Source organism: Nocardia asteroides (assembly GCF_900637185.1).
In the GTDB taxonomy this organism is placed as follows: Bacteria; Actinomycetota; Actinomycetes; order Mycobacteriales; family Mycobacteriaceae; genus Nocardia; species Nocardia asteroides.
This window is the reverse complement of sequence record NZ_LR134352.1, coordinates 2,377,475-2,403,240: the sequence shown is the minus strand read 5'-3', so window position 1 is coordinate 2,403,240 and position 25,766 is coordinate 2,377,475. Positions and strand designations below refer to the sequence as shown.

16 protein-coding genes, 1 tRNA gene and 1 pseudogene are annotated in these 25,766 nt (G+C 70.0%); 6 read left to right on the top strand and 12 right to left on the bottom strand.

The window, feature by feature from the left end; translation table 11 throughout:
* Window positions 1-4: 4 nt before the first annotated feature.
* The 6 genes from EL493_RS11215 to EL493_RS11190 form a co-directional block, all read right to left on the bottom strand.
* Window positions 5-676: a hypothetical protein gene (locus tag EL493_RS11215; protein ID WP_019045713.1), complete on the bottom strand. Its 672-nt coding sequence runs from the start codon at window positions 674-676 to the stop codon at window positions 5-7.
* 4 nt (window positions 677-680) lie between these two features.
* The gene (locus EL493_RS11210) at window positions 681-1,055 is read right to left on the bottom strand and encodes an acyl-CoA thioesterase (protein ID WP_126406135.1); all 375 of its coding nucleotides are present in this window, start codon (window positions 1,053-1,055) and stop codon (window positions 681-683) included.
* Window positions 1,056-1,141: 86 nt separating this feature from the next.
* The gene (locus tag EL493_RS11205; RefSeq protein ID WP_019045711.1) at window positions 1,142-6,022 is read right to left on the bottom strand and encodes an NAD-glutamate dehydrogenase; all 4,881 of its coding nucleotides are present in this window, start codon (window positions 6,020-6,022) and stop codon (window positions 1,142-1,144) included.
* A gap of 246 nt (window positions 6,023-6,268) precedes the next feature.
* On the bottom strand, window positions 6,269-7,945 hold the full coding sequence (ettA, locus tag EL493_RS11200) for an energy-dependent translational throttle protein EttA (RefSeq protein WP_022567162.1): 1,677 nt from the start codon (window positions 7,943-7,945) through the stop codon (window positions 6,269-6,271).
* 252 nt (window positions 7,946-8,197) lie between these two features.
* A complete protein-coding gene (locus EL493_RS11195; RefSeq protein ID WP_022567161.1) occupies window positions 8,198-9,175 on the bottom strand; it encodes a serine/threonine dehydratase in 978 nt (325 codons plus the stop codon).
* Window positions 9,172-11,238: a cytochrome c oxidase assembly protein gene (locus EL493_RS11190; protein ID WP_030202551.1), complete on the bottom strand. Its 2,067-nt coding sequence runs from the start codon at window positions 11,236-11,238 to the stop codon at window positions 9,172-9,174. Before EL493_RS11190 ends, EL493_RS11195 begins: the two co-directional genes overlap by 4 nt.
* Window positions 11,239-11,376: 138 nt before the next feature.
* Between EL493_RS11190 and EL493_RS11185 the strand changes: the two genes are divergently transcribed.
* Both EL493_RS11185 and EL493_RS11180 read left to right on the top strand, forming a co-directional pair.
* Window positions 11,377-11,450 (top strand) — tRNA-Arg (locus tag EL493_RS11185).
* A 287-nt stretch (window positions 11,451-11,737) separates the two neighbouring features.
* Window positions 11,738-12,019 carry a hypothetical protein gene (locus tag EL493_RS11180; RefSeq protein WP_022567159.1) on the top strand — a complete coding sequence of 94 codons (282 nt, stop codon included), beginning with the start codon at window positions 11,738-11,740 and terminating at the stop codon, window positions 12,017-12,019.
* Window positions 12,020-12,370: 351 nt separating this feature from the next.
* Here EL493_RS11180 and EL493_RS33870 read toward each other — a convergent pair.
* The 6 genes and pseudogenes from EL493_RS33870 to EL493_RS11150 form a co-directional block, all read right to left on the bottom strand.
* Window positions 12,371-13,036 (bottom strand): annotated as a pseudogene (locus EL493_RS33870) (recombinase family protein); the annotation flags it as partial.
* Between the two features lie 293 nt (window positions 13,037-13,329).
* Window positions 13,330-13,617, bottom strand: a complete 288-nt coding sequence (locus EL493_RS11170) for a hypothetical protein (RefSeq protein WP_019045707.1) — start codon at window positions 13,615-13,617, stop codon at window positions 13,330-13,332.
* A 336-nt stretch (window positions 13,618-13,953) separates the two neighbouring features.
* Entirely contained in the window at window positions 13,954-16,827 is a 2,874-nt protein-coding gene (locus EL493_RS11165) for a PrgI family protein (RefSeq protein WP_019045706.1), read from the bottom strand.
* The gene (locus tag EL493_RS11160) at window positions 16,824-18,344 is read right to left on the bottom strand and encodes a conjugal transfer protein TrbL family protein (protein ID WP_019045705.1); all 1,521 of its coding nucleotides are present in this window, start codon (window positions 18,342-18,344) and stop codon (window positions 16,824-16,826) included. The genes EL493_RS11165 and EL493_RS11160 overlap by 4 nt, the downstream gene beginning before the upstream one ends.
* A gap of 353 nt (window positions 18,345-18,697) precedes the next feature.
* Window positions 18,698-19,096: a pilin gene (locus EL493_RS11155; protein ID WP_022567157.1), complete on the bottom strand. Its 399-nt coding sequence runs from the start codon at window positions 19,094-19,096 to the stop codon at window positions 18,698-18,700.
* The gene (locus EL493_RS11150; protein ID WP_022567156.1) at window positions 19,093-20,019 is read right to left on the bottom strand and encodes a hypothetical protein; all 927 of its coding nucleotides are present in this window, start codon (window positions 20,017-20,019) and stop codon (window positions 19,093-19,095) included. Before EL493_RS11150 ends, EL493_RS11155 begins: the two co-directional genes overlap by 4 nt.
* 463 nt (window positions 20,020-20,482) lie before the next feature.
* Here EL493_RS11150 and EL493_RS11145 point away from each other — a divergent pair, with 463 nt between their 5' ends.
* The 4 genes from EL493_RS11145 to EL493_RS33515 all read left to right on the top strand — a co-directional run bounded on the left by EL493_RS11145 (window position 20,483) and on the right by EL493_RS33515 (window position 25,760).
* Window positions 20,483-21,127, top strand: coding sequence for a hypothetical protein (locus EL493_RS11145; RefSeq protein ID WP_022567155.1), 645 nt, complete (start codon window positions 20,483-20,485; stop codon window positions 21,125-21,127).
* Between the two features lie 49 nt (window positions 21,128-21,176).
* The gene (locus EL493_RS11140; RefSeq protein ID WP_019045700.1) at window positions 21,177-22,193 is read left to right on the top strand and encodes a TRM11 family SAM-dependent methyltransferase; all 1,017 of its coding nucleotides are present in this window, start codon (window positions 21,177-21,179) and stop codon (window positions 22,191-22,193) included.
* Window positions 22,190-24,655, top strand: coding sequence for a type IV secretory system conjugative DNA transfer family protein (locus EL493_RS11135; RefSeq protein ID WP_019045699.1), 2,466 nt, complete (start codon window positions 22,190-22,192; stop codon window positions 24,653-24,655). Before EL493_RS11140 ends, EL493_RS11135 begins: the two co-directional genes overlap by 4 nt.
* 61 nt (window positions 24,656-24,716) lie before the next feature.
* Entirely contained in the window at window positions 24,717-25,760 is a 1,044-nt protein-coding gene (locus EL493_RS33515; RefSeq protein ID WP_022567153.1) for a replication-relaxation family protein, read from the top strand.
* Window positions 25,761-25,766: the final 6 nt, after the last annotated feature.

The window sequence follows — 25,766 nt, the reverse complement described above, 5'->3', positions numbered from 1 at the left end:
TGATTCAGCTGGGCGACAAGGGAATTCCACCACCCAGGCGGCGGGCCACCGAGCCGTAGCGGGCATCGAGCCGCAACCAGGTGCGCGTGGCCCGCACCCGCACCAGCTCGGTCGGCTGGATCCGGCGGGATTCGGCCTTCTCCCCCGCGTGCGGGATGAAGTCCATGGCGGTCAACGCGAAGACCACACGCATCGGCACTTCGACGGCGAGATCGTCGGCGCCGGTCACGGTGAGCACCGACTGGTCGAGCAGCGATGCGGGCGGGCCGTGCGCGCCACCGTGCTCGCGAGCCAGGTCGGCGCCGCGCTCGGCCAGTTCCACCAGGGCGCGGGCGGGCACGTCGTCGACGTGGGTGAAGCCCTCGGTGGGCGGCAGGGCACCGCGCCAGGCCGAGTCCATCGAATAGCCGAGGTCGACCGGATGGCCCGTGCGCAGCCCGGCGAGCACCGTGTCGGCGCCGACGGTGACGTCGTCGACGCCGAGCTCGGCGGTCACCGTCCGCACCGCGAGCGTCTCGAAACCGGTGGCCACCCAGGCGGACACCAGACTCGATCCCCGCCGCCGCAACCGGACGACGGCGGCGTCGTCGAGCCGGATGGCGCGGGTCAGGAACGTCGCCAGGTTCTCGCGTTCGGCCGGGTCGGGCGTGTACAGCACCCGCTGTTCGGAACTCACGAACTCAGGCCCGCCACAGCGCCAGGTAGTCACGTTCGGTGTCGAGGAGCCTGCGCAGCCGCTGTGTCTCGATGTCGAACGCGGCGAGCTGCGTGGTCGCGGTGACCGCCGGCGGCGAATCCGGGGCGGCGCCGTTGGCCCGCACCTCGTAGCCGATGGTGAAATCGACCGCGCGCAGCTGCTTGACCCACATGGCGATGTCGAGCGGCGTGTCCTCGTGCCGGAGCTGACCCCGGTACTTCACGTGCAGGTCCACCAGCACACAGCCCTGCCGTCCCATCGAGGCCGTCGGCTTGTCGTCGTCGAACAGCCACGGGATCCGCGCCTCTTCCAGCAGGGTCACCATCCGCGCGTGGTTGACGTGCTGGAACACGTCCATGTCCGACCAGCGGATCTCGACCTTGGCGTGAAAGCGCTGGGGCAGAACCAGGTTCGCCCCGGCCGTGGCTGTCTTCGGCGAGCTCGTCACCGTGGTACCTCCGATTGGGCGCCCACCCCGCTCACCATGCTCCGCACCTGTCGCGCGGCGACCGACAGTGTGGCGAGGTCGTGGGTCCCGGACTCGAACAGTTCCGACAGTGCCGCGCGCGCACGACCCAGCCGGGACTGGTTTTTCGACTCCCAGTATGCAATTTTCTCGTCGGCGGTCTCCTCCGGGTCACCCGCGGACAGCACATCCAGGGTGAGCGAGCGCAGCGAACCGTACATGTCGTCGCGCAACGCGAGCCGGGCCAGCGCGTGCCAGCGATCGCCGCGTTCCAGGTGGCTGACCGCCTCGAGCAGCCAGTCGATCTTGAGGTGCTCGTTGAGCGCGTAGTACAGCGCGCCCACCTCGGCGCCGTCGCGGTCGGCGATGTCGGCGATGTCGACCACGTCGAGCAGCGGGTACAGGCTCAGCAGCCCGAACACCTCGGTGGCCAGCTCGGTCGGCGCGCCGCGGGCGATCAGCTCGGCCGCGCCCTGGGTGAGCGAGGTGACGTGATGGCCGCGCAGCCAGCCCGGCACCTGCGGCGCCAGTTCCTGCACCCGGCGGTGGTAGCGGTTGATCTCGGCGCCGACGGCGATCGGCTGCGGCCGGTTGCTCAGCAGCCAGCGCGAGGCCCGGTCCAGCGTCCGCTTGGACTCCAGTTCCAGCAGATCGCACACCCCGGCCGGGGCGTCGGCGCTACGGATCCGGGTCCACACGTCGCGCAGTTCGAAGATCTCGGTGGCCGCGGCGAACGCGCGCACGGTGTCGGAGGTACTGGCCCCGACCTCCTCACTGAGCCGGTGCGCGTAGGTGATCCCGCCGTAGTCGACCACCTCGTTGACGATCATCGTGGTGACGATCTCGCGGCGCAGCCGGTGTTTCTTGATCGCGACGCCGAACCGCTCGCGCAGCGGCGTCGGGAAGTACATCGGCAGCCTGCGCGCGAAGTAGGCGCTGTCGGGCAGGTCGGTGTCGAGCAGGTCGGCCTTGAGCCCGAGCTTGACGTGGGCGAGCAGGTTGGCCAGTTCGGGCGAGGTGAGGCCACGGCCCTCCTCGTCCCGCCGCTTCAGTTCCGCGTCGGACGGCAGTGCCTCGAGCTCGCGGTCCAGGCCGCGGCGCTGTTCGAGATCGTCGATGACGCGGGCGTGCACGCTCGCCATCTGCGGTGCGTCGGTGCGCGCGATACCGATCAGCACGTTCTGATCGACGTTGTCCTGCAACACCATCCGCGCGACCTCGTCGGTCATCGAGGCCAGCAGCGGATTGCGCTCGGCCGCGGGCAGCGCGCCCGAGCTCACCACGCCGTCGAGCAGCACCTTGATGTTGACCTCGTGGTCGGAGCAGTCGACGCCGGCCGAGTTGTCCAGCGCGTCGGTGTTCATCTTGCCGCCGCCCCGGGAGAACTCGATCCGGCCCAGCGCGGTGGCGCCCAGATTGCCGCCCTCGCCGATCACCTTGACCCGCAACTGATTTCCGTCCACCCGCACCGCGTCGTTGGACTTGTCGCCGACGTCGGCATTGGACTCGGTGCTGGCCTTGATGTAGGTGCCGATGCCGCCGTTCCACAGCAGCTGCACCGGGGCCAGCAGGATCGCGCGCACCAGTTCCGGCGGGGTGAGCGCCTGCACCGCATCGGGCAGGCCCAGCACGGCCCTGACCTGTGGCGAGATCGGCACCGACTTGACGGTGCGCTCGAACACGCCGCCGCCGGCGCTGATCAGGGCGCGGTCGTAGTCGGCCCACGAGGACCGCGGCAGCGCGAACAGCCGCTGCCGCTCGGCGTAGGAGGTGGCGGCGTCGGGGTTCGGGTCGAGGAAGATGTGCCGGTGGTCGAAGGCGGCGACCAGCCGGATGTGGTGCGAGAGCAGCATGCCGTTGCCGAACACGTCACCGCTCATGTCGCCGACGCCGACGACGGTGAAGTCCTGGCTCTGGGTGTCGATGCCCATCTCGCGGAAGTGGCGCTTGACCGCCTCCCACGCGCCCTTGGCGGTGATGCCCATGGCCTTGTGGTCGTAGCCCGCCGAGCCGCCGGAGGCGAACGCGTCGCCGAGCCAGAAGCCGTAGCGGGTGGCCACGTCGTTGGCGATGTCGGAGAAACTGGCGGTGCCCTTGTCGGCGGCGACCACCAGGTAGGTGTCGTCGTCGTCGCGCCGGACCACCCGCGCGGGCGGCAGCACCGCGCCGGTGGCGAGGTCGACATTGTCGGTGACGTCGAGCAGGCCGGAGATGAAGGTGCGGTAGCAGGCGACGCCCTCGGCGATGCTCGCCTGCCGGTCGACGCCGGGGTCACCGGTGGCGGCGGGCGGCATCTTCACCACGAAGCCGCCCTTCGCGCCGACCGGCACGATCACCGCGTTCTTCACCGCCTGCGCCTTCACCAGGCCGAGGATCTCGGTGCGGAAATCCTCGAGCCGGTCCGACCAGCGCAGGCCACCGCGGGCCACCGAGCCGAACCGCAGGTGCACGCCCTCGACCCGGGGCGAGTACACGAAGATCTCGAATTGCGGCCGGGGCTTGGGCAATTCGGCGATCTCGCGCGGCTCCACCTTGAACGACAGGTAGTCGCGCGGGCGGCCCTCGGCGTCGAGGATGTAGTAGTTGGTGCGCAGGGTCGCCTTGATCAGCCCGAGGATGGCGCGCAGGATGCGGTCGGCGTCCATGCTGACCACCTCGTCGATGCCGGCCCGGACCGACTGCTCGAGCTCGGCGGCGGCCTCGGCCGACACGGTGTCGGGGTCGAACCGGGCGGCGAACAGGTCGACGAAGCAGCGGGCCACCTCGGGGTGGGCCAGCAGCACGCGCGCAATATTGACCTGGCTGTAGGGGAATCCGGCCTGCTGCAGGTACTTGGCGTACGCGCGCAGGATCGCGACCGAGCGCCACGGCAGCCCCGCCCGCAGCACCAGTTCGTTGAGGCTGTCGGCTTCGGCACGCCCGTACCAGACCGCTTCGACGGCGTCGGTGAACCGGGTGTGCAGCTCGTCCTCGTGCCCGTCCCGCTCGAGCAGCGCGGCGTCGAGGTCGCCGCCGAGGGCGTTGCGCAGCAGCTCCGGCCGGGCCAGCAGGCCGAAGTCGTAGATCCAGCGCTCGGCGCCGCTGTCGAGTTCCAGCTGGTAGGGCCGCTCGTCCACGACCTCGACGCCGAGGCTCTGCAGCACCGGCAGCACCTGGCTCAGCGACACCCCGGAGCCGGCGATGTACAGGCTGAACCGCCAGGAGCCCGGCGCGGCCTCGGCCTTGCGGTACAGGTACTGGTCGATGCCGCCCTCGGTGAGGCGCTCCAGCCTGCCGATGTCGGCGAGGGCGCGGACGGGACCGAAGTCCTCCTTGTAGCTTTCGGGGAAGGCGTCCGAATACCGCGTCACCACGGCGGGATCCAGCGCGGTGGAGCCGGCGACCGCGTTGTCGATCCGGTCGCCCCAGGTGTGGCTGGCCGCGTTGAGCAGGCCCTGCAGGCGCAGCCGGTTCTCCTCGGAGGTGTCCGGCGCCGCGGTGGCGTCGGCGGGCAGCGTCACCGTGAAATACACACTGGCGAGCTCGCTTTCGCTCACCCGCGCGGAGTAGTCGATGTCGGCGCCGCCGAGTTCGCGGACCAGGATCTCCTGCATGTGCAGGCGCACCGCGGTGGTGTAGCGATCGCGCGGCAGGTACACCATGCAGGCCACGAAGCGGCCGTAGTTGTCGTTGCGCAGGAACAGCCGCACCTGCCTGCGCAGGCCGACGCCGAGCACGGCCACCGCGGTGCGGCGCATCGCCTCGGTGTCGGCGGAGAACAGCTCGGTGCGCGGGAAGGACTCGATCACCTCGAGCATCGCCTGCCCGGAGAACGAGTCCTTGTCGAAGCCCGCCGCCTCGATCGCGGTGCGCACCCTGGTGTTGATCACCGGGATGTCGAGCACGTTCTCGTGCACCGCGCTCACGGTGAACACCCCGATGAACAGGTGCACGCCGACCACGGCGCCCGCGTCGTCGACATCGGCGACACCGACGAAGTACGGGTACACCGACCGGTGCACGGTCGCGCGGACCAGGCCCTGGGTGAGCATCAGCAGCGGGCGGTCGCCCCCGTTGATCGGCACCTGGAAGTCGGTGCCGATGTCGGCGCGCAGCACGCCGAGGCTGGCGCCCGCCACCGGCGTCGACACAGTGTGGCCGTGCTGGGTGTCGCGGCGGTAGCGCGCGTAGCCGAGCAGGGTGAAGTTGCCGCGGGCCAGCCAGCGCAGCAGCTGCGCGCATTCGGCCAGGTCGGCGGCCGGGAACGGGGCCGAGCCCGCGCCCGCGGTGCGGTCGAGCTGGTCGGCCAGCGAACTCTGGACCTGGGTCATCGCCTCGGTGTCGTCGATGACCTGGCGGACGTCGGCGAGCACCTCGGGCAGGGTGCGCTCGATGTGGTCGAGCTGGGCCCGGGTGGTCGACGGGTGCAGCTGCAGGTGCATCCACGATTCCGGCAGGCCCGTCGCGCCGTTGCCGTCCACCTCGTGCGGCGCCGCGCCGACCAGCACGCCCGCGGCGTCGCGGGTGACCTCGAAGATCGGGTGGATGACCTCGGTGACGCTCACCTGCATCCGGCTCAGCGCCGCGGTGATCGACTCGACCAGCAGCGGCATGTCGTCGGTGACCAGCTGCACCGCCGCGCCCATCTCCGACCCGTCGTCGGGATGGTGGACCCGCACCAGCGCCGTGCCCGCGGGCCGTTCGGCGGCCAGTTCCATATGTCGCCGGAAGATCTGGTTGATGCCGGTGACCGGGAAGTCCGCGTCACCGGCGTCGACGTGTCGGAAATACGCCCCTTCGAGTGTCGCGAGATCACCGCGCAAGCTCTGCGGCATTCCCGCGGCCCACGCCGCGCTCGACATTTCCGACGAGACCGTCATCGTTCGCCCACTCCCATGGATTTGGTTCGCTTCGATTCCGCAACTCAGGTGACGCAAATTCGAGACTAGCCCGGGCCAGTTGGACACGCGCAGGGAATCAGCGCTTGCCGCGCCGGTAACTTGGCGAACCGTCGGTGAACATCCGGGAGTTCGCCGCTACCAGCACTTTTCGCACGCCAGACGCCGACGGCCCGGCGGGTCGATCGGTGTCGATCATCCCGCCGGGCCGTCGTGGCAAACCGCGGCTCAGTCGCGCGTGAGCTTGCGGTGCGTCACGCGGTGCGGACGCGCCGCCTCGGCGCCGAGGCGATCGATCTTGTTCGCCTCGTAGGCCTCGAAGTTGCCCTCGAACCAGAACCACTTGGCCTCGTTGTCGTTGTCGCCCTCCCACGCGAGGATGTGGGTGCAGGTCCGGTCCAGGAACCAGCGGTCGTGGGAGATCACGACGGCGCAGCCCGGGAACTGCTCGAGCGCGTTCTCCAGCGAGCTCAGGGTTTCGACGTCGAGGTCGTTGGTCGGCTCGTCGAGCAGGATCAGGTTGCCGCCCTGCTTGAGGGTCAGCGCCAGGTTCAGGCGGTTGCGCTCACCACCGGAGAGCACACCGGCCGGCTTCTGCTGGTCCGGGCCCTTGAAGCCGAACGCGCTGACGTAGGCGCGCGAGGGCATCTCCTGGTTGCCGACCTCGATGAAGTCGAGGCCGTCGGAGACGACCTGCCAGACGTTCTTGTTCGGGTCGATGCCGGCGCGGTTCTGGTCGACGTAGCTGAGCTTGACCGTCTCGCCGACCTTCACCTCGCCGCTGTCCGGCGCCTCCAGCCCGACGATGGTCTTGAACAGCGTGGTCTTACCGACACCGTTGGGGCCGATCACGCCGACGATGCCGTTGCGCGGCAGCGTGAAGGACAGATCCTTGATCAGCTGACGGTCGCCGAAGCCCTTGTCCAGGTTCGACACGTTGACCACGATGTCGCCCAGGCGCGGACCTGCGGGGATCTGGATCTCCTCGAAGTCCAGCTTGCGGTGCTTCTCGGCCTCCGCGGCCATCTCCTCGTAGCGGCCGAGGCGGGCCTTGTTCTTGGCCTGGCGGGCCTTGGCGCCGGAACGCACCCAGGCCAGCTCCTCCTTGAGGCGCTTCTGCAGCTTCTGGTCCTTCTTGCCCTGCACCTCCAGCCGCTGGGCCTTCTTCTCCAGGTAGGTGGAGTAGTTGCCCTCGTACGGGTACGCGCGGCCGCGGTCGAGCTCGAGGATCCACTCGGCGACATTGTCGAGGAAGTACCGGTCGTGGGTGACGGCCAGCACGGCGCCCGGGTAGGAGGCCAGGTGCTGCTCGAGCCACAGCACGCTCTCGGCGTCGAGGTGGTTGGTGGGCTCGTCGAGGAGCAGCAGGTCGGGCTTGCTCAGCAGCAGCTTGCACAGCGCCACGCGGCGGCGCTCACCACCGGAGAGGTTGGTGACCGGCTCGTCCGGCGGCGGGCAACGCAGCGCGTCCATGGCCTGCTCGAGCTGGGAGTCGACGTCCCACGCGTCGGCGTGGTCGAGGAACTCCTGCAGCTTGCCCATCTCGTCCATGAGCTCGTCGGAGTAGTCGGTGGCCATGAGCTCGGCGATCTCGTTGAAGCGGTCCAGCTTCACCTTGACCTCGCCGAGGCCCTCCTCCACGTTGCCGCGGACGGTCTTCTCCTCGTTGAGCGGCGGCTCCTGCTGCAGGATGCCGACGGTGGCGCCCGGCGCGAGGAACGCCTCACCGTTGTTGGGCCGGTCCAGTCCCGCCATGATCTTCAGCACGGAGGATTTACCCGCGCCGTTCGGTCCGACCACACCGATCTTGGCGCCGGGCAGGAAGTTCAGCGTCACGTCGTCGAGGATGACCTTGTCGCCGTGCGCCTTGCGAACCTTGATCATCTGATAAATGAACTCAGCCATATACGGAAGCCTATCGGTGCGGGTAACGGGGGTGAGATGCGGAGCGGGCCGGGTGCCGCGGACCAGCCCTCAGGCGTCGACCCGCGCGGGTGTGCCGTCGATCGGCACCGCAACCGGCGATCGCGCCGGGAGGGAATCCGCCGCGGTCGTAGAGGGTACGGCAGTCACCGGGGTGGATGCATACTCACCCACATCCTCCCCGGAAGCCGGTGGTACAGCGCCCACCCGCCCCGAAATATTCCGCACCGCGTGTCAGAGGACGGGGAGTTCGGTGTTCGCGCCGCAGAGGACGACGATCGGGCGGACCCCGGGGTCGGGGCGGTAGACGCCGCTCTGGACGGCGGCCAGGGCGGCGGCGCCCTCGAGCTCCACGACCACGCGGAATTCGCGCCACAGGTATTCGCGGGCCCGGCCGATGGCGTCGTCGGCCACCGCGAGGGCGGGCATGCGGTGGCGGCGGGCGATGTCGAACGCGATGTCGCCGACCCGGGTGGCGCACAGCAGTTCGGTGGGCCTGGGCTGCACGCCCACCTCGACGGGCCGTCCCGCCGCGAGCGCGGCCGACAGCGCCGGAGTGTGCTCGGACTCGATGCCGACGATCTGCCTGCGCTTGCCCAGCGCGGCGCCCAGCCCGGCGATGAGGCCACCGCCGCCGACCGCGGCCAGCACCGGCGGCCTGCCGCGCACCTGTTCCTCCAGCTCCAGCCCGATGACACCGGCGCCGGCGACCACCGCGGGCATGTCGTAGGCGTGCAGCTGGACGGCGCCCCGCTCGTCCGCCAGGGTGACGGCCCGGCGCTGCGCCTCGGCGTAGCTGGTGCCGTGCCAGAGCACCTCGGCGCCGTGCGCCCACATCGCGGCGACCTTGGTGTGCGGCGCCGACTCGGGCACCACCACCGTGCAGGCCTTGCCCAGCTGCGCCGCGGCCAACGCCACCGCGATCCCGGCATTGCCGCCGGAGGCCACCACGACATGGTCGGCCTGCTCGCCCGCGGCCAGCAGCGCGTTGAGCGCGCCGCGCACCTTGAACGTGCCGCCGTGCTGCAGGAACTCCAGCTTCAGCGAGACCGGCACCGGACCGTCGGGCCCGTCCACGCTGGTGTGGAACACCGGGGTCTTGCGGACCCGCCCGGCCAGTCTGCGCCGCGCCGACCGCACGTCGGTGCGGAGCACGCGGGGCGGTTCGGCGCGAGAGGTCGATTCGGGCGCAGGCACACCGCGTCCGCTCACCGGCGCACCTCGCCGTCACGACGCGCCAGTTCGGCGTACATCGCGTTGTAAGCGGACAGGTCGGCGTCGTTGTCGCGGTCGGCGGCGCGGTCGGTGCGCTTGGCCAGCCGCTGATCGCTGCGCGACCACTGGATCAGCAGGGCCAGCATCACCACCACCAGCGGCACCTCACCGCTGGCCCAGGCGAAACTGCCGCCGTTGCGCTGGTCGGCCAGCAGGTCGATGTTCCAGCCGAGACCGAGCGTGCGGTAGAACCAGCCGCCGAGCACGGTCGTCATGCTCATCAGCGCGATGCCGAAGAACGCGTGGAACGGCAGCGTGCCGAAGACCATGCCCAGCTTGGTCAGCGGCGCCACCTCGCGCGGCTTGGGATCGATGCCGATCACCACCCAGTAGAACAGGTAGCCGCTGAGCAGGAAGTGCGCGTTCATCATCAGGTGCGCGGCGTGCGAGTCGACGGTGGCGTCGAAGATCCCGCCCAGGTACAGCGCGTAGAAGCCGGCGACGAAGATGATCGACGCGACCACCGGCTGGGTGAGGAACCGGGAGACCGGGTTGTGCACCGCGGCCAGGATCCACTCGCGCGGGCCGGGCACCCCGCCCTTGCCCGCGGGCGGCAGCGCGCGCAGCGCCAGCGTCACCGCGCCGCCGAGGGCGAGCAGGATCGGCGCCAGCATCGACAGTGCCATGTGCGCGCCCATGTGCACGCTGAACATGGCGGGCGAATACCGGCCGACACCCGAGGACGTGGCCAGCAGCAGCACCAGGCAGCCGCTGCACCAGGCGATGGTGCGCCCGATCGGCCAGGCGTCGCCGCGCTTGCGCAGGCGATACACCCCCAGCAGGTACAGGGCCGCGAGGACGATCGCCAAGGTGCCGAAGATCAGGTCGAAGCGCCAGTCGAACAGCAGCCTGCTCACCGTCGGCGGCCCGGCCAGCGTGTAGCCCAGTTCCACCTCGACGGGCGTGGGGATCGAGGTGGGCGGTGGCGGCGGGGTGCGGCCCAGACCGACGGCCAGGCCGATGGTGGCCGCGAAGATCAGCATCTCCACCCCGGCGAAGCGGATCAGCGCCGTCCGATCGCGCGGGTCCGCGGCGAGCGCGGGCAGCGCGGCCCGGCGCTGCAGGAAGCCGAGCACGCCCAGGACCAGCAGGGCCGCCGCCTTGGCGAGGACGAGCTTGCCGTAGGTGGTGTCGAACAGGTCGCCCGCGGGCACCCGAACCCAGGCGTTGATCACGCCGCTGAGCCCGATCACCACGAAGGCGATCGTCGCGAACACCGAGAACCGCCGCGCGGCGACATCGGTGCCCGCGCCGCCGCGCAGCGCGTTGGCGAGCACGGCGATCAGGCCACCGACCCACACCGCGGCGGCGACCATGTGCAGGATCAGCGAGTTGGTGGCCACGTCGTGGGCGCCACCGGAGGACGAATGCCCGGTCAGCGCCAGCGGCATCATCGTGATCAGCGAACCCGCCAGCAGCAGCGGCGTCCAGCCCCAGCGCAGCGCCAGCCGGCAGCCGATGGCCACGATCAGCGCGAACAGGGTGGTCGTGCGCCAGGCGCCCGCCACCTCGACCTGCGTGATCACCGGCCACAGCACCTCGGGCCGCCAGATGTCGCCCACCGGCTGGCCCGTGGTGTCGGAGACGGTCAACGGCACCAGCAGCGCCGCGCACGCCGCCCAGACCAGCGCGGCGTCGGAGGCGCGGCGCACCGCCCGATACCCGCCCGCTTCGAGCAGGCCGCTGTCGCGGGGCGGCAGCAGGAACGCGGCGAACAGCAGGGACCCGACGGTCACCGCGGCGGCCAGATCGGCCACCGCGCGCAGCGCGGGCAAGCCATATGTTGTCAACGGTCCCGGATCGGGTATACCCAGCAGACTCAGCGCCTGCGCCGCCGACAACCCGACCACGATGGCCGCGACAACCGCCGCCATCGCACCCGCGACGACACTCAGCACACCGAAAAGCGCGGTGTTCCCCGCCGGCGCCACGCGACCCGCTTCCGCCGGTGGCGCGCCGTCCACGGCGGTTCCAGCGGAGGGGTCCTGCGATAACGACATGACCACGAGGGTAGTTCGGCCTGCTCCGAGCCGCCCCGATGGGGCGTCGTCGCCGCCGACCCCGCCCATAGATCTGGTCGGTCGCTATACTTTTCGCGCTGGACACCGGGGCCGAGTTCGGCCAAGGTGGATGCCACTGCCTCCGTAGCTCAGTTGGATAGAGCAAGGGCCTTCTAATCCCTAGGTCGCAGGTTCGATTCCTGCCGGGGGCACGAAGAACATGGGCAACTGTAGTAGCGGTTTCCCGTGGCGTGCCGGGTAGCCCCGTACCGCCGCCGCTGTGCGCTGGTGGCGGTACGGGCCCCGTTTCGGGGGTTGTAGCGGGGGTCAGCGGTGCGGCGGCTGTGGCGGCGTCGGGGAGTGTTTCTTCGGTCAGCGTGGCGTAGATGGTCACGTGTTTGCCGGTGTGGTCGTAGACGATCTTGATGCCGAACGCCTCGTACAGGTCGCGTTGCAGGACGTCGGGGGCGCGGGTGAGATGCAGCGTTAGCCGGGGCAGGTGGTCCAGGAGAGCGGGTTCGTCGGGTTGCTGGCGGGCGGCTTGTTCACGCAGGGTCTCCAGCTCGGCGTTTTTGGTGCGGCGTTGCTGTTCGAGTTCGGTGTAGCGGCGACGCAACCGTTCGGCCCAGGCGTCGGACAGCTCGTCGCCGCCGGTGATGGGGCGGGATTCCAGCTCGGCGAGCAGGTTGTCCTGTCGTCGGGCGATGTCGGTGAGGGTCTTGTGGATCGCGGCGGCCCGCTGCTCGAGGTCGTGGCCCTTGCTCGAGGACTGCCCGCGTAGTTGATGGCGCAGCAGGGTCGCGCGGTCGGGACCGAAGACGCGTTCGTTGAAGAACGTCTCGACGCAGTCGAGGAGCCTGTCTTCGCGCACGTACACCGAGCGGGGGTGGTCGGCGTATTCCTCGGGTTTGCCGACGAGGTCGAGTTTGGGTTGGCAGGTGTAGTAGCCGTAGCCCTTGCGGGTTTTGCCGAACATCCTCTTGTTGCACTGCTGGTGGTGGACGAACGAGCGCAGCACGTAGGTGCGGTAGGTGTCGGGGTGGGTGTTCTTCACGCTCATCCGCGACCCCTGGCGGGTGGTCCTGTTGTTTTGCACCGCGTCCCACACCGCGCGGGTGACCAGGGGTTCGTGGGTGGGCTCGGGTGACCACACCCATTTCTCGGGCGGGACGAGCGCGCCGCCTTTCTTGCTGGCGCGCCGGTTCCACACCATGTAGCCGGTGTATTTGGGGTTGATCAGGATCTCGCGGACCGAGGACCCCGACCAGCGGCCCCGGGCGCGTTTGCCGCTGTTGGGTTGCGGGGGCGGGTAGCGGTCGGGGTCGGTGTTGAGCCGTTCGGCGATCACCTGGTAGGCGAGGTTCTCGTCGTGACGCAGCTGGAAGATCCGCACCACGGCGGGTGCGCGTTCGGGGTCCACGACGAGCCGGGATTTGGTGCGGCCCTCCTCGCGTTTCGCGGCGACAGGGTGTGGGAGTTTCTCGTTGCGGTAGCCGTGGCAGGCTTTGCCGATGTTCCAGCCCTGTTTGGCGTGTTCGCGGAATCCCTCCCACGATTGTTCGAGGGTGTGACGCAGGAACCATTCGGCGACACCTTGTTTCATGCGGCGCACGAGGATCTGGGTGGCACGTTTCTCCGACAGCGAGATCGGTCCCTCGTCGGCGGCAAACAGTGGCACCCCGACCTTTTCCAGCTCGTGTTCGAGCTGGGTGGACTGGTGGGTCCACCGGGCGGCGCGTTCGATCTCCTCGACCACGACCGCTTCGAACCGGCGATTGGGGTGGCGGGCTTCGGCCATCAGATCGGCCAAACCGCCGTCACGCGGGATGGGGATGTCGAACGCCTCGTGCGCGCTGCCCAGGCCACGCAGTTCGAGGTCTTTGCGGGAGGATTCGACGTCGTAGAAGAACGCGACGATCACGAACCCGTTCGGCAGCACCTTGCGGCAGTTGTCGAGCTGGCGCGGCAGCGACAACGTGGGGTCCTGCAAATCCCGGGTCGAGGTGCGCAGGAACACCGCCACCGGGACCGGGGACGAGCCGCCCATCCCGAGCAGGTCCGGGCTGTCGGATCCGGCGAATGCGGGCAGGCTCATGCCGCCTCCTGCTCACCGTCGGCGGTGATGGCGTCGAGATCGACCAGCTCGGCGGGGGCCGGGTCGTGGCTGTCGAGCCAGCGCAGCAGCGCCGAGATCGCGCGGGCTTGCCGGTCGGCGACATGTTCGGCCTCGGCCCCGCTGACGTAGCGGATCTGGAACGAGGCCGTCAGTTCACCCACGCGGGCGTCGACGTGCCCCGGCACCTCGTCGCCGGTGTGCGAGCGGCGAGCGCGCTTGTTCAGCGGGATCACCACGGCCTCATCCGAGAATTCCTCGTCCATGGATCGTTCTCCTTCTCCGGCTACCACACGCTCCGAAAACGTGTGCGGTGGTGGCTGTTTGGTGGGTTGTGGCACGTCTCGGGAACCGTCCGGATCCCTGTGCAGCGGGGTCCATGAACGCTCCGTAGCGGCCACGGCGTCAAATGTCTTCTCTTGCACCGTTTCTGCCGCCATGACCGCCCGCATCCCCACCCGGGATGCCGAACCACGGCATCCGGCGGCCAGCGCCGTTCTGGCGGGGTAGACGCGCGGACCGGCGCGGCGTGGTCCTTGACCGGCCACCGTCCCCCGGCAACGATTCCGCCGCTGGCGACGGAGCGGGCAGCGGAGGCGGGTTCACGCCGCCCATCGGTCGACTGTTTCGTGGGCCGTCTCGTCGGAGTCGATGCCGACTTCGGTGTCCTGCGATTCCGTGGCCGCTGCTAGTTCGCCGGGATCGGTGGTGATGAGCGCGTTCTCGGTGGCCGAGGCCAGCGACCCGAATACCGCGCGGTCGCCGCCGACCGCGAGAAGTCCCGAACCGCGTGCGGCGGAGAGGAGGAACTGTTGCTCGCCGTCGGAGAGGTGGAAGGCGGTGGCGACCTCGTCGATGGCTTGAGGTGCCTGGCGCAGCAGGATCTGGGTCGCGGCATTGGAGATGATCGCGCGCCCCAGATCGGTCGAGAGCACATCCGCGCAGTCCTGGGTGGCGACGGTGAGTCCGGCCCAGTGTTTGCGGAAGCTCTTCGCCGCTCGGAACAGGAATGCGGCTCCGGCAGGTTCGCGCAGCAGTAGCCATGCCTCGTCCACGGTGATCATGCGAGGCCGACGCTGGCCTGGGTTCGATACCCGCCTCCAGGTGAGGTCCAGCACGAGCAGGGTGCCGATGGTTTTCAGCTCGTCGGGCAGCTCCCGCAGCGAGAACACGATCAGCCCACCCTCGGGTTCGGTGGTGGTGGGCCCGTCGAGCAGCCCGGCATAGGCTCCCTGCCCGGTGTAGGGGTGCAGCCCGGCAGCCAGCTCGGCCCCAGCGGGTGTGCCGAGCTGGCCGAGCTGATCACGCAGTCCGCTCAGCGTGGGCGCGGGCAGGGTCCAGGTGGTGGGGTCGTCGGTGATCCCGGCGGCGGTGTAGGTGGCTGCCAGCGCGGCGTCCAGGGCCGCCCGTTGCGCGGCGTTCTGGTTTCCCAGCAGCACCTGGATCAGGGTGTGGCAGAACAGCTTGCGTCGGGTGAGCCCATCGGCTGGTGCGCTGCGGCGGCCGTCGGATCGGGTGTGGACTTCCAGATCGAACGGGTTGAGCCGCACCCCGGGTGCGCCGAGGCGGATGTGGGTGCCGCCCACGGACTCGGCGAGGCGGCGGTATTCGTCTTCGGGATCGATCACGACCTGCTCGATCCCGCGATACAACGCCCGAAGGATCTCGGTTTTGACCAGATACGACTTGCCCGCGCCCGAACGTCCCAGCACGACGAGGTTGTGGTTGTGCGCCTCATGCCCGAAACGGTCCACGAACAACAACCCCGACGCGGCGTCGCGGCCGTATAGGACTCCCTGGGGTCGGGCAGCCTGGGCGGGGTCGACGGCGGGGAGTTGGGGTGAGTCGAAGGGGAATGCCGCGGCGAGGGCGGTGGTGTCGAAAGTCCGCTGGACCCGGATCAAGTCGAGCCCGAGAGGCAACGTGGTCACCCAGGCTTGAGCTGCCCGGTAGGACAGGGTGCAGGTGTCCACAAGCAGGCTCGCCGCCAGCGCCCGCACTGCGGCCACCTCGTCGGCCAGTTCGGTTTCCGAAGCGGCGTGCACGGTGAGATACACCCCGACCCGGAACAGGCGTGCCTCGGCGCGGGCGACGCGGGCCGAGAGGTCTGCGGCGTCCTCGACGGCGACGTCGACCTGCGGGTCGGTCAGGCGGCCCCGGCCGAGATCATGCATCCGGGAGGATTCGAGGCGGGCCTGCTGGCGGCGCAGCCGGGTGGCGGCGGTGGCCGGGTCGACGGGCTCGACGTGCACGGCGACCTCGACTCGCCCAGGGTGCGAGAGAAGTGGTGCGAGCCAGCCGGCCGTCACCTCGCGCGGGTATCCGGTGACTGCGAGGGTCGCACTCCAGTCAGATCCGATTTCGAGGTGCCGGGTGCCGATGGTGAGGGACTCCGGGGCGAACCGGTCGAGTCCTTCCCCGGCGAACGGGTCCGGGGTCGGGGTGTCGGGGTCGGTGGTGATCACGGTGTCGGCGGTGGTGATGTCGGCGGCGGGCGAGACGAGGCTCTCGGGGTTGGTGCAGCTGGTCAGGACGGCGGTGGCGGCGTCGTTGTCGAGTGCGGTGACCGAGATTCCCAGTGGGTGCAGGACATCGGCGGCTTCGTTCATCCGGCGCAGGAGCCGGGACTCGGCGGCGCGGCGCGCGCCACCCGAGAGCGTGCGCTGAGCCTGTTTCCGGCCGGGCAGCCGTGCACGCAATCCGGTGGAAGCGAGGGACGCGGTCTGTTCGCGCCAGATCAGCAGGACTTGCCGGTGCACCGGGTCTTCGCGGGCGGCCAGGTCGGCGAGGTGGTCGGCGTGGTCGAGGGCTGCCGCGGCGAGGTCGGCCGACATCTGGGATGCGGCGGTGTGCAGGCCGGTGATGTGTTCGGTCAGGTCCAGCCGCGCCGAGCGCACCAGGATCTGCACGGGTTGGCGCAGGGTGTGCAGCCAGCCCGCGAGTTGGCCGACGAGGCTGTCTTGTTCGGCTGGGGTCCGCAGCGACAGGTTGAGGGTCCCGGCGACCGCGAGAACAGCGAGGCCGTCGGCGCCGAGGTCGATCACGGCGACGTCACCGCCTCCCCCACTGCTGGCAGACACCGACTTCGGGAGTCGCGCCGCTTGCGCGGTCAACAGAGCCGGTGTCGGCGGTTGCGAGCGGGTTCTGGTGCTGCGACGGGAGATCCATTTCGGGTGGGCCTGAACGCGGGTCCTGGCCAGGCGGTGCGGCCGAAGGCGGTGGCGGATCGCTGCCACGAGCAGCAGGTCGGCTGACAAGCCGTCGCGGCGGGTGAGCACCGCGACCGCGACGACGACGAACACCAGAGCAGCGGCGACGGCGAACACCGGCAGAGCCAGCACGGTTCGGGCGGCGGCCCAGGTCGAATACAGCAGGACGGCTGTGGTGGCGAGGACGGCGAGTTGGCGGGCGGTGAAGGGACCGAGGAGCCGGTCGGAGCGGTCGACGTCGGCGGGAATGCGCACGATGGTGCTCACTGGAGGTTTCCTCCTCTCGGGGCGCGAGGCGCGCGGCGGCGCACGGGCAGATCGGGCATTGGCAGATGCAGCTGCCGCCCCGCCGGACGTGCCGGGGCCGGTGCGGGTGGTGGTGGGTTCGGTGGCGGTGGGGCGGGTTTGACCCGGGTGACGGGGAACGGCAGCGGGTACTGGCCGCTGCGCGTCGGGCGAAGACGCGCGTACGGGTCGGGCGGGGTGGGTTCGGTGAAGTCGAAGGCGAGCTGTTCGGTCCGCCGTCGAGGGGTGGGGCGTTCCGGTGGCGGGGCCGGGGCCGCCGGTGTCGTGCGGACGCGGCGCACGGGGATCGGGAGTGGGTACTGTCCCCCGGCCCCGGCGCGGATCCCCCGGTACGGGTCCGGCGGAGTGAAGTCGAGCGCGAGCTGGCGTCCCCTCGCCGACCGGGTGGGACGCGGCGGTGGAGTGCCGGTCGCCTCGGCCGGTGTTGGGCTAGGTTGCCTGGCGACCCGGCGGACTCCTTCCAGGGGCAGCATGAGCTGCCCGTCTCGTGTCGAGCGCACCCGCGCGTACGGATCGGGCGGCCCACTGCTGGCGGCGGTGCGAGGTGCTCGTGGGGCGCGGGCAGGGCGAGGAGGTCGCCGTGCCGATGCCCCCGAGGCAGCGGTACGGGCGCTGCTCGAGGTGGCTCCTTTGAGCATGCCGAGGGTTTTGTAGGCGATGAACCCGCGCACGATCGACCCGAGGAACGAGCGGCCTTGCCCGATCTTGAGCACCGACAACAGCCACATCGGTGTTTTGATCAGGACGAACATCAACGCCAAAGCGACGGTGAGGTCGGCGATCTCGTTGGTGTCGGGGCCGAAGAGGTGCCAGCCGCCGGGGGTGAGCAGGACCCGTAGGACGGTCACCAAGGTCAGTGATTGCACGACCTGGATCGCCAGGCACGCGGCGAAGGAGCGCCACCACCAGCGGGCGATGCCGTCGAGGCCGGGCAGCCCGTGACACATCAACGCCAGGGGCGCGCCCACGATGAGCAGGATCGTGATCGTGACCCGCACGACGTAGGAGATGAGCAGCACCAACAGCATCACCGACAGCGCCAGTTGCAGCAGCACGAACACGCCTCGGCTCTGGTGGCTGGTGAATGCGAGCTCGGACAGCGCGTCGGCGGCCGATCCGGAGTCGACACCGTCTCCGGCCAGTGCACCGGCGAGGGTGTTGGCGAAACCGATTCCGGCGGTGGCGATCATCATGCTCAATCCCCCGGCCGCGAACCCGATCACCAAGCGGGGGGCGAGTTCGCGGATGGACCATTGGGTTTGGACGGTCTCGCGCATCATCAACAGCACACCTGCGGCCATCACGACCAGGACGTAGAGCGCGACCACGATCTGCCACGACTGATTCCACAGAGCCCCGATCTCGGGTATCTCCCCGGGTTCGGGTGTGGTGAGCAGGGTGTGCGAGAGCAGTTCCAGCAGCGGGTTGAGCGAGGTCTCCACGATCCGCTGGAAGAACCCGTCGACGGCGTTCTCCACACAACCGTTGATGTTGGTGACCCCGCACTCCGCCGACCCCGAGCCAGAACCGGATCCGGGTGCCGTTGTCGTGCCGGGCGCGGTCGTTGTCGGTGGGGTGGTGGTCGAGGGTGGTGTCACCCAACGGCGTGGGGTTGTGGTGGTCGGTGGAGGGGTTGTCGGGGCGGGTGTGGCCGGTGCGGTGGTCACCGGCGGGGCCGGTGTTGGGGTGGCGGGTTGGGCGGCGGCATCGGCGGAACTGGTGAGCGCGATCAGGACCGCGGCGAGCACCGCCGCTGCGCTGGCGGCAGCGATGCGTGCGGCCGGTGTGAACCGGGCGGGTGCCGGGGGTGCCTGGGCCGAGGTGGTCACGGTCAGGCTCCGATGATGGACTTGAGCACGGCGACGATGACCGGGGCCAGCATCGCCAGCGCGTATCCCAGGCACGCGGCGCGGAAGGCGGTTTTGGCTTTCTCGATCTCGCTGGGGTCGCCGCCGCCGAGCAGGTAGCGGGCTCCGGCGATGGTCAAGAACAACGTCGCCAGCCCGGCCAGGATGCCCACCAGCCAGTTGCGGGCGTTGTCGATGACCTCCCCCAACGACGAGGCGATGGCCAGCACATCGGTGTTCGGTGGTGTCGCCGAAGCGGATCCGGTGATCAGTACCAGCAGCACCATGCTCGTGGCCGCGACCGCGAGCACCCGCAGCCAATGCCGCGCGCGCCGAGCTGACCGTGGCGTCGTCTGGTCGAGATGTCCCTGGTTGGTGTTCATGCCGCCACCTGCCCGTGCTCGATGCTCGACGGTGCTGGAGTGACCGAGTGCCGGTTCGGCCGGCGACCTCGCCGCGGTGACCGATCCGGTGGTGCGAGGGCGGTGACCGCCGCCGCCTCGACCGGGCTGGTGCGCTCGGGATCGACGTCGCGGGCACGGTCGTTCAGCCATGCGAGCAGAGCGCGTTCGGCGCGGGGCCGCTGCTTGCGCAACTTCCACAGCGACACACCACGTTCAGCGGCCAAGGCGGTCAGTGACCGGCCCTCCCACCGTGACGCGGCGATGAGTTCGGCCGCGTCGGCGGAGATCACTCCAGCGGCCACGGCATCGGCCAGCACCGTTTCGGGGTGCCCCGGCTCCGACACCATCGCCTGGCCCTGCTCCCCCAGCGCAGCCAGGTCACGGTCGAGGTCTCCGACGATGGTCACGCTGGTTCGCTGACCAGTTGCCGCCGCGAGAGCCGCACGGTAGGCACCCCAACGCAGCCGATGCCATACCCCCGGCTGGTCCAGGCCGACGCGCGGGAGATGGGCCAGGAACGCGGTCAGGATTTCGGACTCGATGTCGTGGCGGACGGTGTGGCTCGAGGTCACGCACTCACTGGCGGTCCGCGACAGCATCGGCGCGGCCAGCCCAGCGCAGACGAGCATCGCGTCAGCCTCCTGGGCGCGGACCCGTTGCAGAAGCCACACCCAGATCGTGTCGACCTCTGCCATCGGGGTGGCCGGGTGCCACAGCCGCTCGCGCAACTGCCCCCACGTCGGCACCGGGGTGGCGGGGTCGGGCTGCGAGGTAGGCACCGGGCGCGGGTCGGCGGGCAGGGTTTCGGCGGCCATCCGGTCGAAGCCCGCCCACACCACCGCCAGCGGCGAGCCCGGCTTTCCGCCCGGTCCCGCATATGTCGCTACGTGTGAATTCGTCACTACAGATCTCCTTGTTCGGTCGAGAACTTCCGACCTCGCAAGGACACCTCGCACCCATATCCGAAACGCATCCAAACCCTATCCAAACCCTATCTGAAACATATCCAAGTCATATCCTGCGCGGATTGGCGAATATTTCGCTATCGCTCGCCACGCCGCCACCAGACCACCGGATATCCGCCCGGATATGTACTCCTACCTGCACTTGTGAAGGTGCGGATAGAGCCAGGATATGAACCGGATATGTTTCAGATAGTTTCCGGATAGTGCGCAACACCTCATCGGCAACCCAGCACAAAAATTCTCAAAAAAATTCTTAACCCCAGTGAACGGACCGCCTTCCCCGGGCCCAATTTTCAGCCTCAGGAAATTCTCAGAAAAAATATCGGGCACCCGTGTCCCGATTTCGGCTTTTTGGCGGAAGTAAGCGAGTACACACCGCTCTCTCGCTCAGGAGGCCACAATGCCCGCCAGTTCCCGCCGACCCCGTTCCACCTCCGCCGCCGTGCGCGTCCCCTCGACCCTGTGGGCGCTGGGGTCCGAGCCGCTCGATCCCGACGACCGTTGGCCCGATCGGGCTCTGGTCCACACGATCACCGAATTCTCCGCGCCCGGCGCGCGAGTGATGCTGCTCGGTTGGCCCGCCCCCGTCACCCGAGGGGCGTTGCGGATCATCGAGCCCGACACCGCCGCCGCACTGTCCACGATCGGCGATCTGGGACGCCACGGACTCGACGCCCCCGCCAACCAAACGTTGACGGGCGAGCCGGTGGATCTGGTCGTCGCGAGCCTGCTCGCCGATCATCTCGACCCGATCGCCGCCGCCGAGCACATCACCGCTCTCGCGACCGAAGTCCTCGCGATGGGCGGGTTGCTGGTCGTTATCTCCCGCTGCCGACACAGCGACTCCGGGATCCTGTTCGACCCGGCCGGATCGGTCGTGGCTGCCGCTCAAGCCGCCGATCTGCTCTACCTCCAGCACATCATCGCCGCCCCCATCTCCGGGCAGATCGTCACCGCGACTCCCACCCCGGCTCCCTCGGGCAACGCGCGCCACACCGTCGCGCACACCGACGTCTTCGTCTTCCTCCAGCCCGCCCATGGCTGAGCCCATCCGCCCTCTGCCCCACCGCAACTCTCACGCGAAGGACGCCCCGATGACTCTCGAACCGACCACCACCGCCACCGCCACCGCCGACATCGACTCCGGCACCCCCGCACAGACCGGCCCGGCGGTCGCGCCGGTGTCGGTGTGGGCCACCGCGCAGACCGCGCCCACCGCGCAGCGGCGGGGCCGCTATCACCCCGACAGCACCGCCCATCCCGCGAAGATGTTCCCCGCCATCGTCGCCCACGCCGTGAACACCTACACCCGGCCCGGGGACCTCGTGCTCGACCCGATGTGCGGGATTGGCACCACCCTCGTCGAGTCCCTGCATCTGGGCCGCCGCGCGGTGGGTGTGGAGTACGAGTCGCGGTGGGCGGAGCTGGCGCGCACCAACATCGAGCTCGCTCGTGAGGCCGGGATCGATCTCGCCGCGGACGTCTTCCACGGCGATGCCCGCAAGCTGGGTGATCTGATCCCGGCCGAGCTACGCGGTCAGGCGAAGCTCGTCATCACTTCTCCTCCTTACGGCGACAGCTTGCACGGGCACGTACGCGCCAACCGCAAAGACCCGGTGCTGAAGTCCAACCACCGCTACGGCGCGGTGCTGGATCGCGGCAACCTCGCCAACGTCGGCCTCGGCAGACTGCTGTCCGGGTTCACCAAGATCCTGGCCGGAGCCGCCGAATACCTCGCGCCCGGTGGGTATGTGGTGATCACCGCGCGACCGTGGCGGCAGCACGCCGAACTCGTGCCGCTGCCCGCCCACCTCTACACCTGCGGCGAGCTGGCCGGGCTGGTCCCGGTGGAGCGGTGCGTGGCCTTGCTGGGCCGCCTCACCGACGGCGAACTCATCGCCCGCAGCTCGTTCTTCCAGCGCGACTTCATTGTCAAGCAGCGCGCGGCCGGGCTGCCGATGCACCTCATCGCCCACGAGGACGTCATCATCCTGCACAAGCCCGAAGCCACCGAGGCGACCGGACGCCGTCGCGCGGGCCGGTTCCCGTTCGGCAGCGCGGCGACTCTGCCGAACACCGAGATCACCGGCCCGGGATCGGTGGCCGCGTGAATCCCGAGCAGGGATGGCTGGGCCGGGCGCTTCTCGCGCCCAGCCGGGCCGTGGCCGACCTCCGCGACGCTCTCGAACACGCCCTCGTGTCCGCCGATGCTCTGTTTCTGGTCGCGGTCGGTGTCGCGGTGCTCGCCGCGGTACGGCTCACGGTTCGGTGGCGGCGAGGCCGGCTGAGTGCGCGTGCCCGCCAGATCACCGTGCTCACCCCACCGGAGGTCGACGCCAAAGGCGCACTGACCTTCTGGGCACACCTCATCGGCCAGCTCCGCCCAGCATGGGCGAGAACGCTGCTGGGGCAGCCACATCTGGGGTTCGAGTATACCGTCACCCCCGAGGAAGGCGCGGCGATCCGGCTGTGGGTGCCGGGCACGGTTCCGCCCGGGTTGATCGAGCGGGCTGTCGCCTCGGCGTGGCCCGGCGCGCACACCGACACAGCCGAACCCGCCCGGCCCCCGCTGCCGAACCCGGTCAAAGGGATCCGGCGGATTGTGGCCGGAGGCGAGCTGCGCCTCGGGCGCCACGAGGGACTCCCGCTGAGCACCGATCACTCCGGTGATCTGGTGCGCAACCTGATCACCGCCGCCGACGATCTGGGCCCCGGTCACGCAGTGTGCGTGCAGATCCTCGCCCGCCCGGTCACCGGCCGCCGCGTCGCCCGCGCCACCCGCTCCGCGGCGAGCACGGGTGCCCGGGCCGGTGTCGCGGCGGGACTGCTGCGCGAGGCCCTCGACCTTCTCACTCCCGGCTCGAGCACCGGTCGCGCCTCCCGCACCGCCACCGGGGTGGGGAGCGCGCGGGGCACCGACCGGCAGACCTCCCTGGAATACAGTGCCGCCGCCCGCGCGGCAGCGGCCAAAGCGCGAGGGGCGCATTGGGAGACGGTCGTCCGCTATGCCGCCTCGATCCCGGTCTCCACCGACCCCGCCGAGATCGACTCGACAGCCCAAGCGCGAGCGGTGGCGCGCGGGCGCGCCGATGCTCTAGCCACGACGTTCGGGGCGTGCACCGATCACAACTACTACCGGCGTCGCCGTCGACTCTTCCGCCTTCAGCGGTTGATCCGGGAGCGGCGTCTCGGGCGTGGGGATGTGTTGTCGGTGCCCGAGCTGGCCACGATCGCCCATCTGCCCACCGACGACGGGCTACCGGGCCTGCAGCGCGCCGGAGCCCGCGCGCTGTCCCCGGCACCGGAGATCCCCGTCGGTGGGGAGTTCACGAAGCCGTTGGGGATGTCCGACACCGGCACTCGCCGCCCGGTCGCGGTGAAAGTCTCCGACGCCCGTCACCACCTGCACATCCTCGGCCCGACCGGGGTCGGCAAATCCACGCTGCTGGCGCGCACGATCCTCGATGACGCCGAGGCGGGGCGCGGGGTGATCGTGATCGACCCGAAAGGCGACCTCGTCACCGATGTCTTGTCGAGGCTGCCGTCGCGCATGGGTGAGCGGGTGGTGCTCTTCGACGCCGACGCATCCAGTGCTCCGCCGTGTGTGAATCCGCTCGACATCGGCCGGATCGGGCGCGCGGGGATGGATCTCGCGGTCGACAACCTGACCACAGTTTTCCGCCGGATCTTTCACCAGTGGTGGGGGCCGCGCACCGACGACATCATGCGCGCGAGCCTGCTCACCTTGTGCGCGCAGCCCGGGACCGCGACCCTGGCCGACCTGCCCCGCCTGCTCACCGAGGGTGCGTTCCGGTCCCGGGTCACCCGCACCACCGCCGATCCGGTCCTGCGCGGGTTCTGGGACTCCTACGAGCAACTCTCCGACACCGGCCGCGCCCAGCTCACCGGCCCCCTACTGAACAAGCTGAGGGCGTTCCTGCTGCGCCCGTTCGTGCGCGCGGCCATCGCCGGTGGCCCCTCGACCGTGGACTTCGGCGACATCCTCGACCACGGCGGCATCTGCCTGGCCCGATTGCCGAAAGGCTCACTCGGCGAGGAGACCTCCCGACTGGTCGGGTCACTGCTGGTCGCGCGTACATGGCAGGCAGTGACCGCCAGAGCCCGGGTCGCCGCCGCTGACCGGCCTGACGCCGCGCTCGTGCTCGACGAGGCGCAGAACTTCCTCAACTTGAGCACGCCGATCGAGGACATGCTCGCCGAAGCCCGCGGACTCCGGCTCTCCTTGCTCCTGGCGCATCAGAACTTGGGCCAGCTCTCGCGCGAACTGCGTGACGGCATCTCGGCCAACGCGCGCAACAAGATCGTCTTCGCCGTGTCGCCCGACGACGCGCGCGATCTGGCCCGCCACACCGACCCGTGGCTGTCCGAGCACGACCTGTCTCACCTCGACGCCTTCCACGCAGCCGCCCGCCTGCTGGTCGACGGCCGCAACGCCAGACCGTTCACCCTCACCACCCGGCCGCTGGACCCGCCGATCCCCGGGCGTGCCCGGGAGATCGCTGCCGCCGCTCGCGCCCGCCTCACCGACACCCGCCCGGACCGCGACGAGTGACCCGACCACCGACAGCTCCGCCACCGCCCGTCTGTTCGTTCCGAGAAAGGTTGTGCCACCGATGCTCTCCCGTCCCGCCCAGCAGGCAGACAACCGGCGTCCCCGCCCCGACAACCGGACCCGGCCCCGGCCGCTCGACAGCACCGCGCTCGTCTCCCGGTTGACCGAGCGCGACCGCTGGATCCTGCGGATGCTGCACGAGCACCGCGTCCTGACCACCAACCAGCTCACCAGCCTGGCCTTCCCCACTCAGCCCATCGCGCTGCGGCGACTGAACCTGCTGCACCGCTACGGCGTCGTGGACCGTTTCCGGCCATGGCGCACCGAGGGCAGCGCGCCGATGCACTGGGTACTCGCACCGGCCGGGGCAGGCGTGCTCGCCGCGGAAGCCGGGATCACGGTGCGCGAGCTGGGCTACCAGCATCAGCGTGCCCTCGCCATCGGCCACAGCCTGCACCTGACCCACACCCTCGGCGTCGCCGAATGGTTCACCGCCCTGATCACCCACCCCGCCCTCGACCAGCGCGGCAACCCCGCCCAGGTCCAGGCATGGTGGTCGCAGACCCGCTGCGAGCGTTTGTGGGGCGACCTCGCCCGCCCCGACGCCTTCGGCCGCTACGCCCACGCCGAGGATGTGCTCGACTTCTATCTCGAGTACGACCTGGAGAGCACCACGGCGCTGTCGCGGGTTGCGGCGAAACTCACCGGCTACGCCGAACTAGCTCGCACCACCGGCGTCGTCGCCCCCGTGCTGCTCTGGGTGCCGAGCGTCGCCCGCGAGACCAAAGCCCGCGCGGCGCTGCACCGGACCTGGGAACGGCTCCCCGACCCCGAGGCCGTGCCCGTGGCCACCGCCGCCGCCGAACTCCTCGCCCCCACCCTTGAGGCCAGTCCCGCCGACCAGGTCTGGCTGCCCCTGGACGCCAACGCCGCCAACGCCGCCAACGGCTCTCGAAGGCGACACCTACACCAGCTCGCCACCGCGTGGCCCCGGCGCACCCCACCCGAGCCCGACAGCGAACCCGACCCGGGCTGGGCACCGCAGAGCGGCATCGTCACTCTGTCCCCGCCACCCCCACAGCCACCGACCTACGAGTCCTGGTGAGCTGAC

Excerpts from the sequence above, each read along its gene's own strand:
- EL493_RS11210 (WP_126406135.1), bottom strand. The coding sequence starts at position 1,055 with ATGGACGTGTTCCAGCACGTCAACCACGCGCGGATGGTGACCCTGCTG.
- EL493_RS11205 (WP_019045711.1), bottom strand. The coding sequence starts at position 6,022 with ATGACGGTCTCGTCGGAAATGTCGAGCGCGGCGTGGGCCGCGGGAATG.
- ettA (WP_022567162.1), bottom strand. The coding sequence starts at position 7,945 with ATGGCTGAGTTCATTTATCAGATGATCAAGGTTCGCAAGGCGCACGGC.
- EL493_RS11190 (WP_030202551.1), bottom strand. The coding sequence starts at position 11,238 with ATGTCGTTATCGCAGGACCCCTCCGCTGGAACCGCCGTGGACGGCGCG.
- EL493_RS11170 (WP_019045707.1), bottom strand. The coding sequence starts at position 13,617 with ATGGACGAGGAATTCTCGGATGAGGCCGTGGTGATCCCGCTGAACAAG.
- EL493_RS11155 (WP_022567157.1), bottom strand. The coding sequence starts at position 19,096 with ATGAACACCAACCAGGGACATCTCGACCAGACGACGCCACGGTCAGCT.
- EL493_RS11145 (WP_022567155.1), top strand. The coding sequence starts at position 20,483 with ATGCCCGCCAGTTCCCGCCGACCCCGTTCCACCTCCGCCGCCGTGCGC.
- EL493_RS11140 (WP_019045700.1), top strand. The coding sequence starts at position 21,177 with ATGACTCTCGAACCGACCACCACCGCCACCGCCACCGCCGACATCGAC.
- EL493_RS33515 (WP_022567153.1), top strand. The coding sequence starts at position 24,717 with ATGCTCTCCCGTCCCGCCCAGCAGGCAGACAACCGGCGTCCCCGCCCC.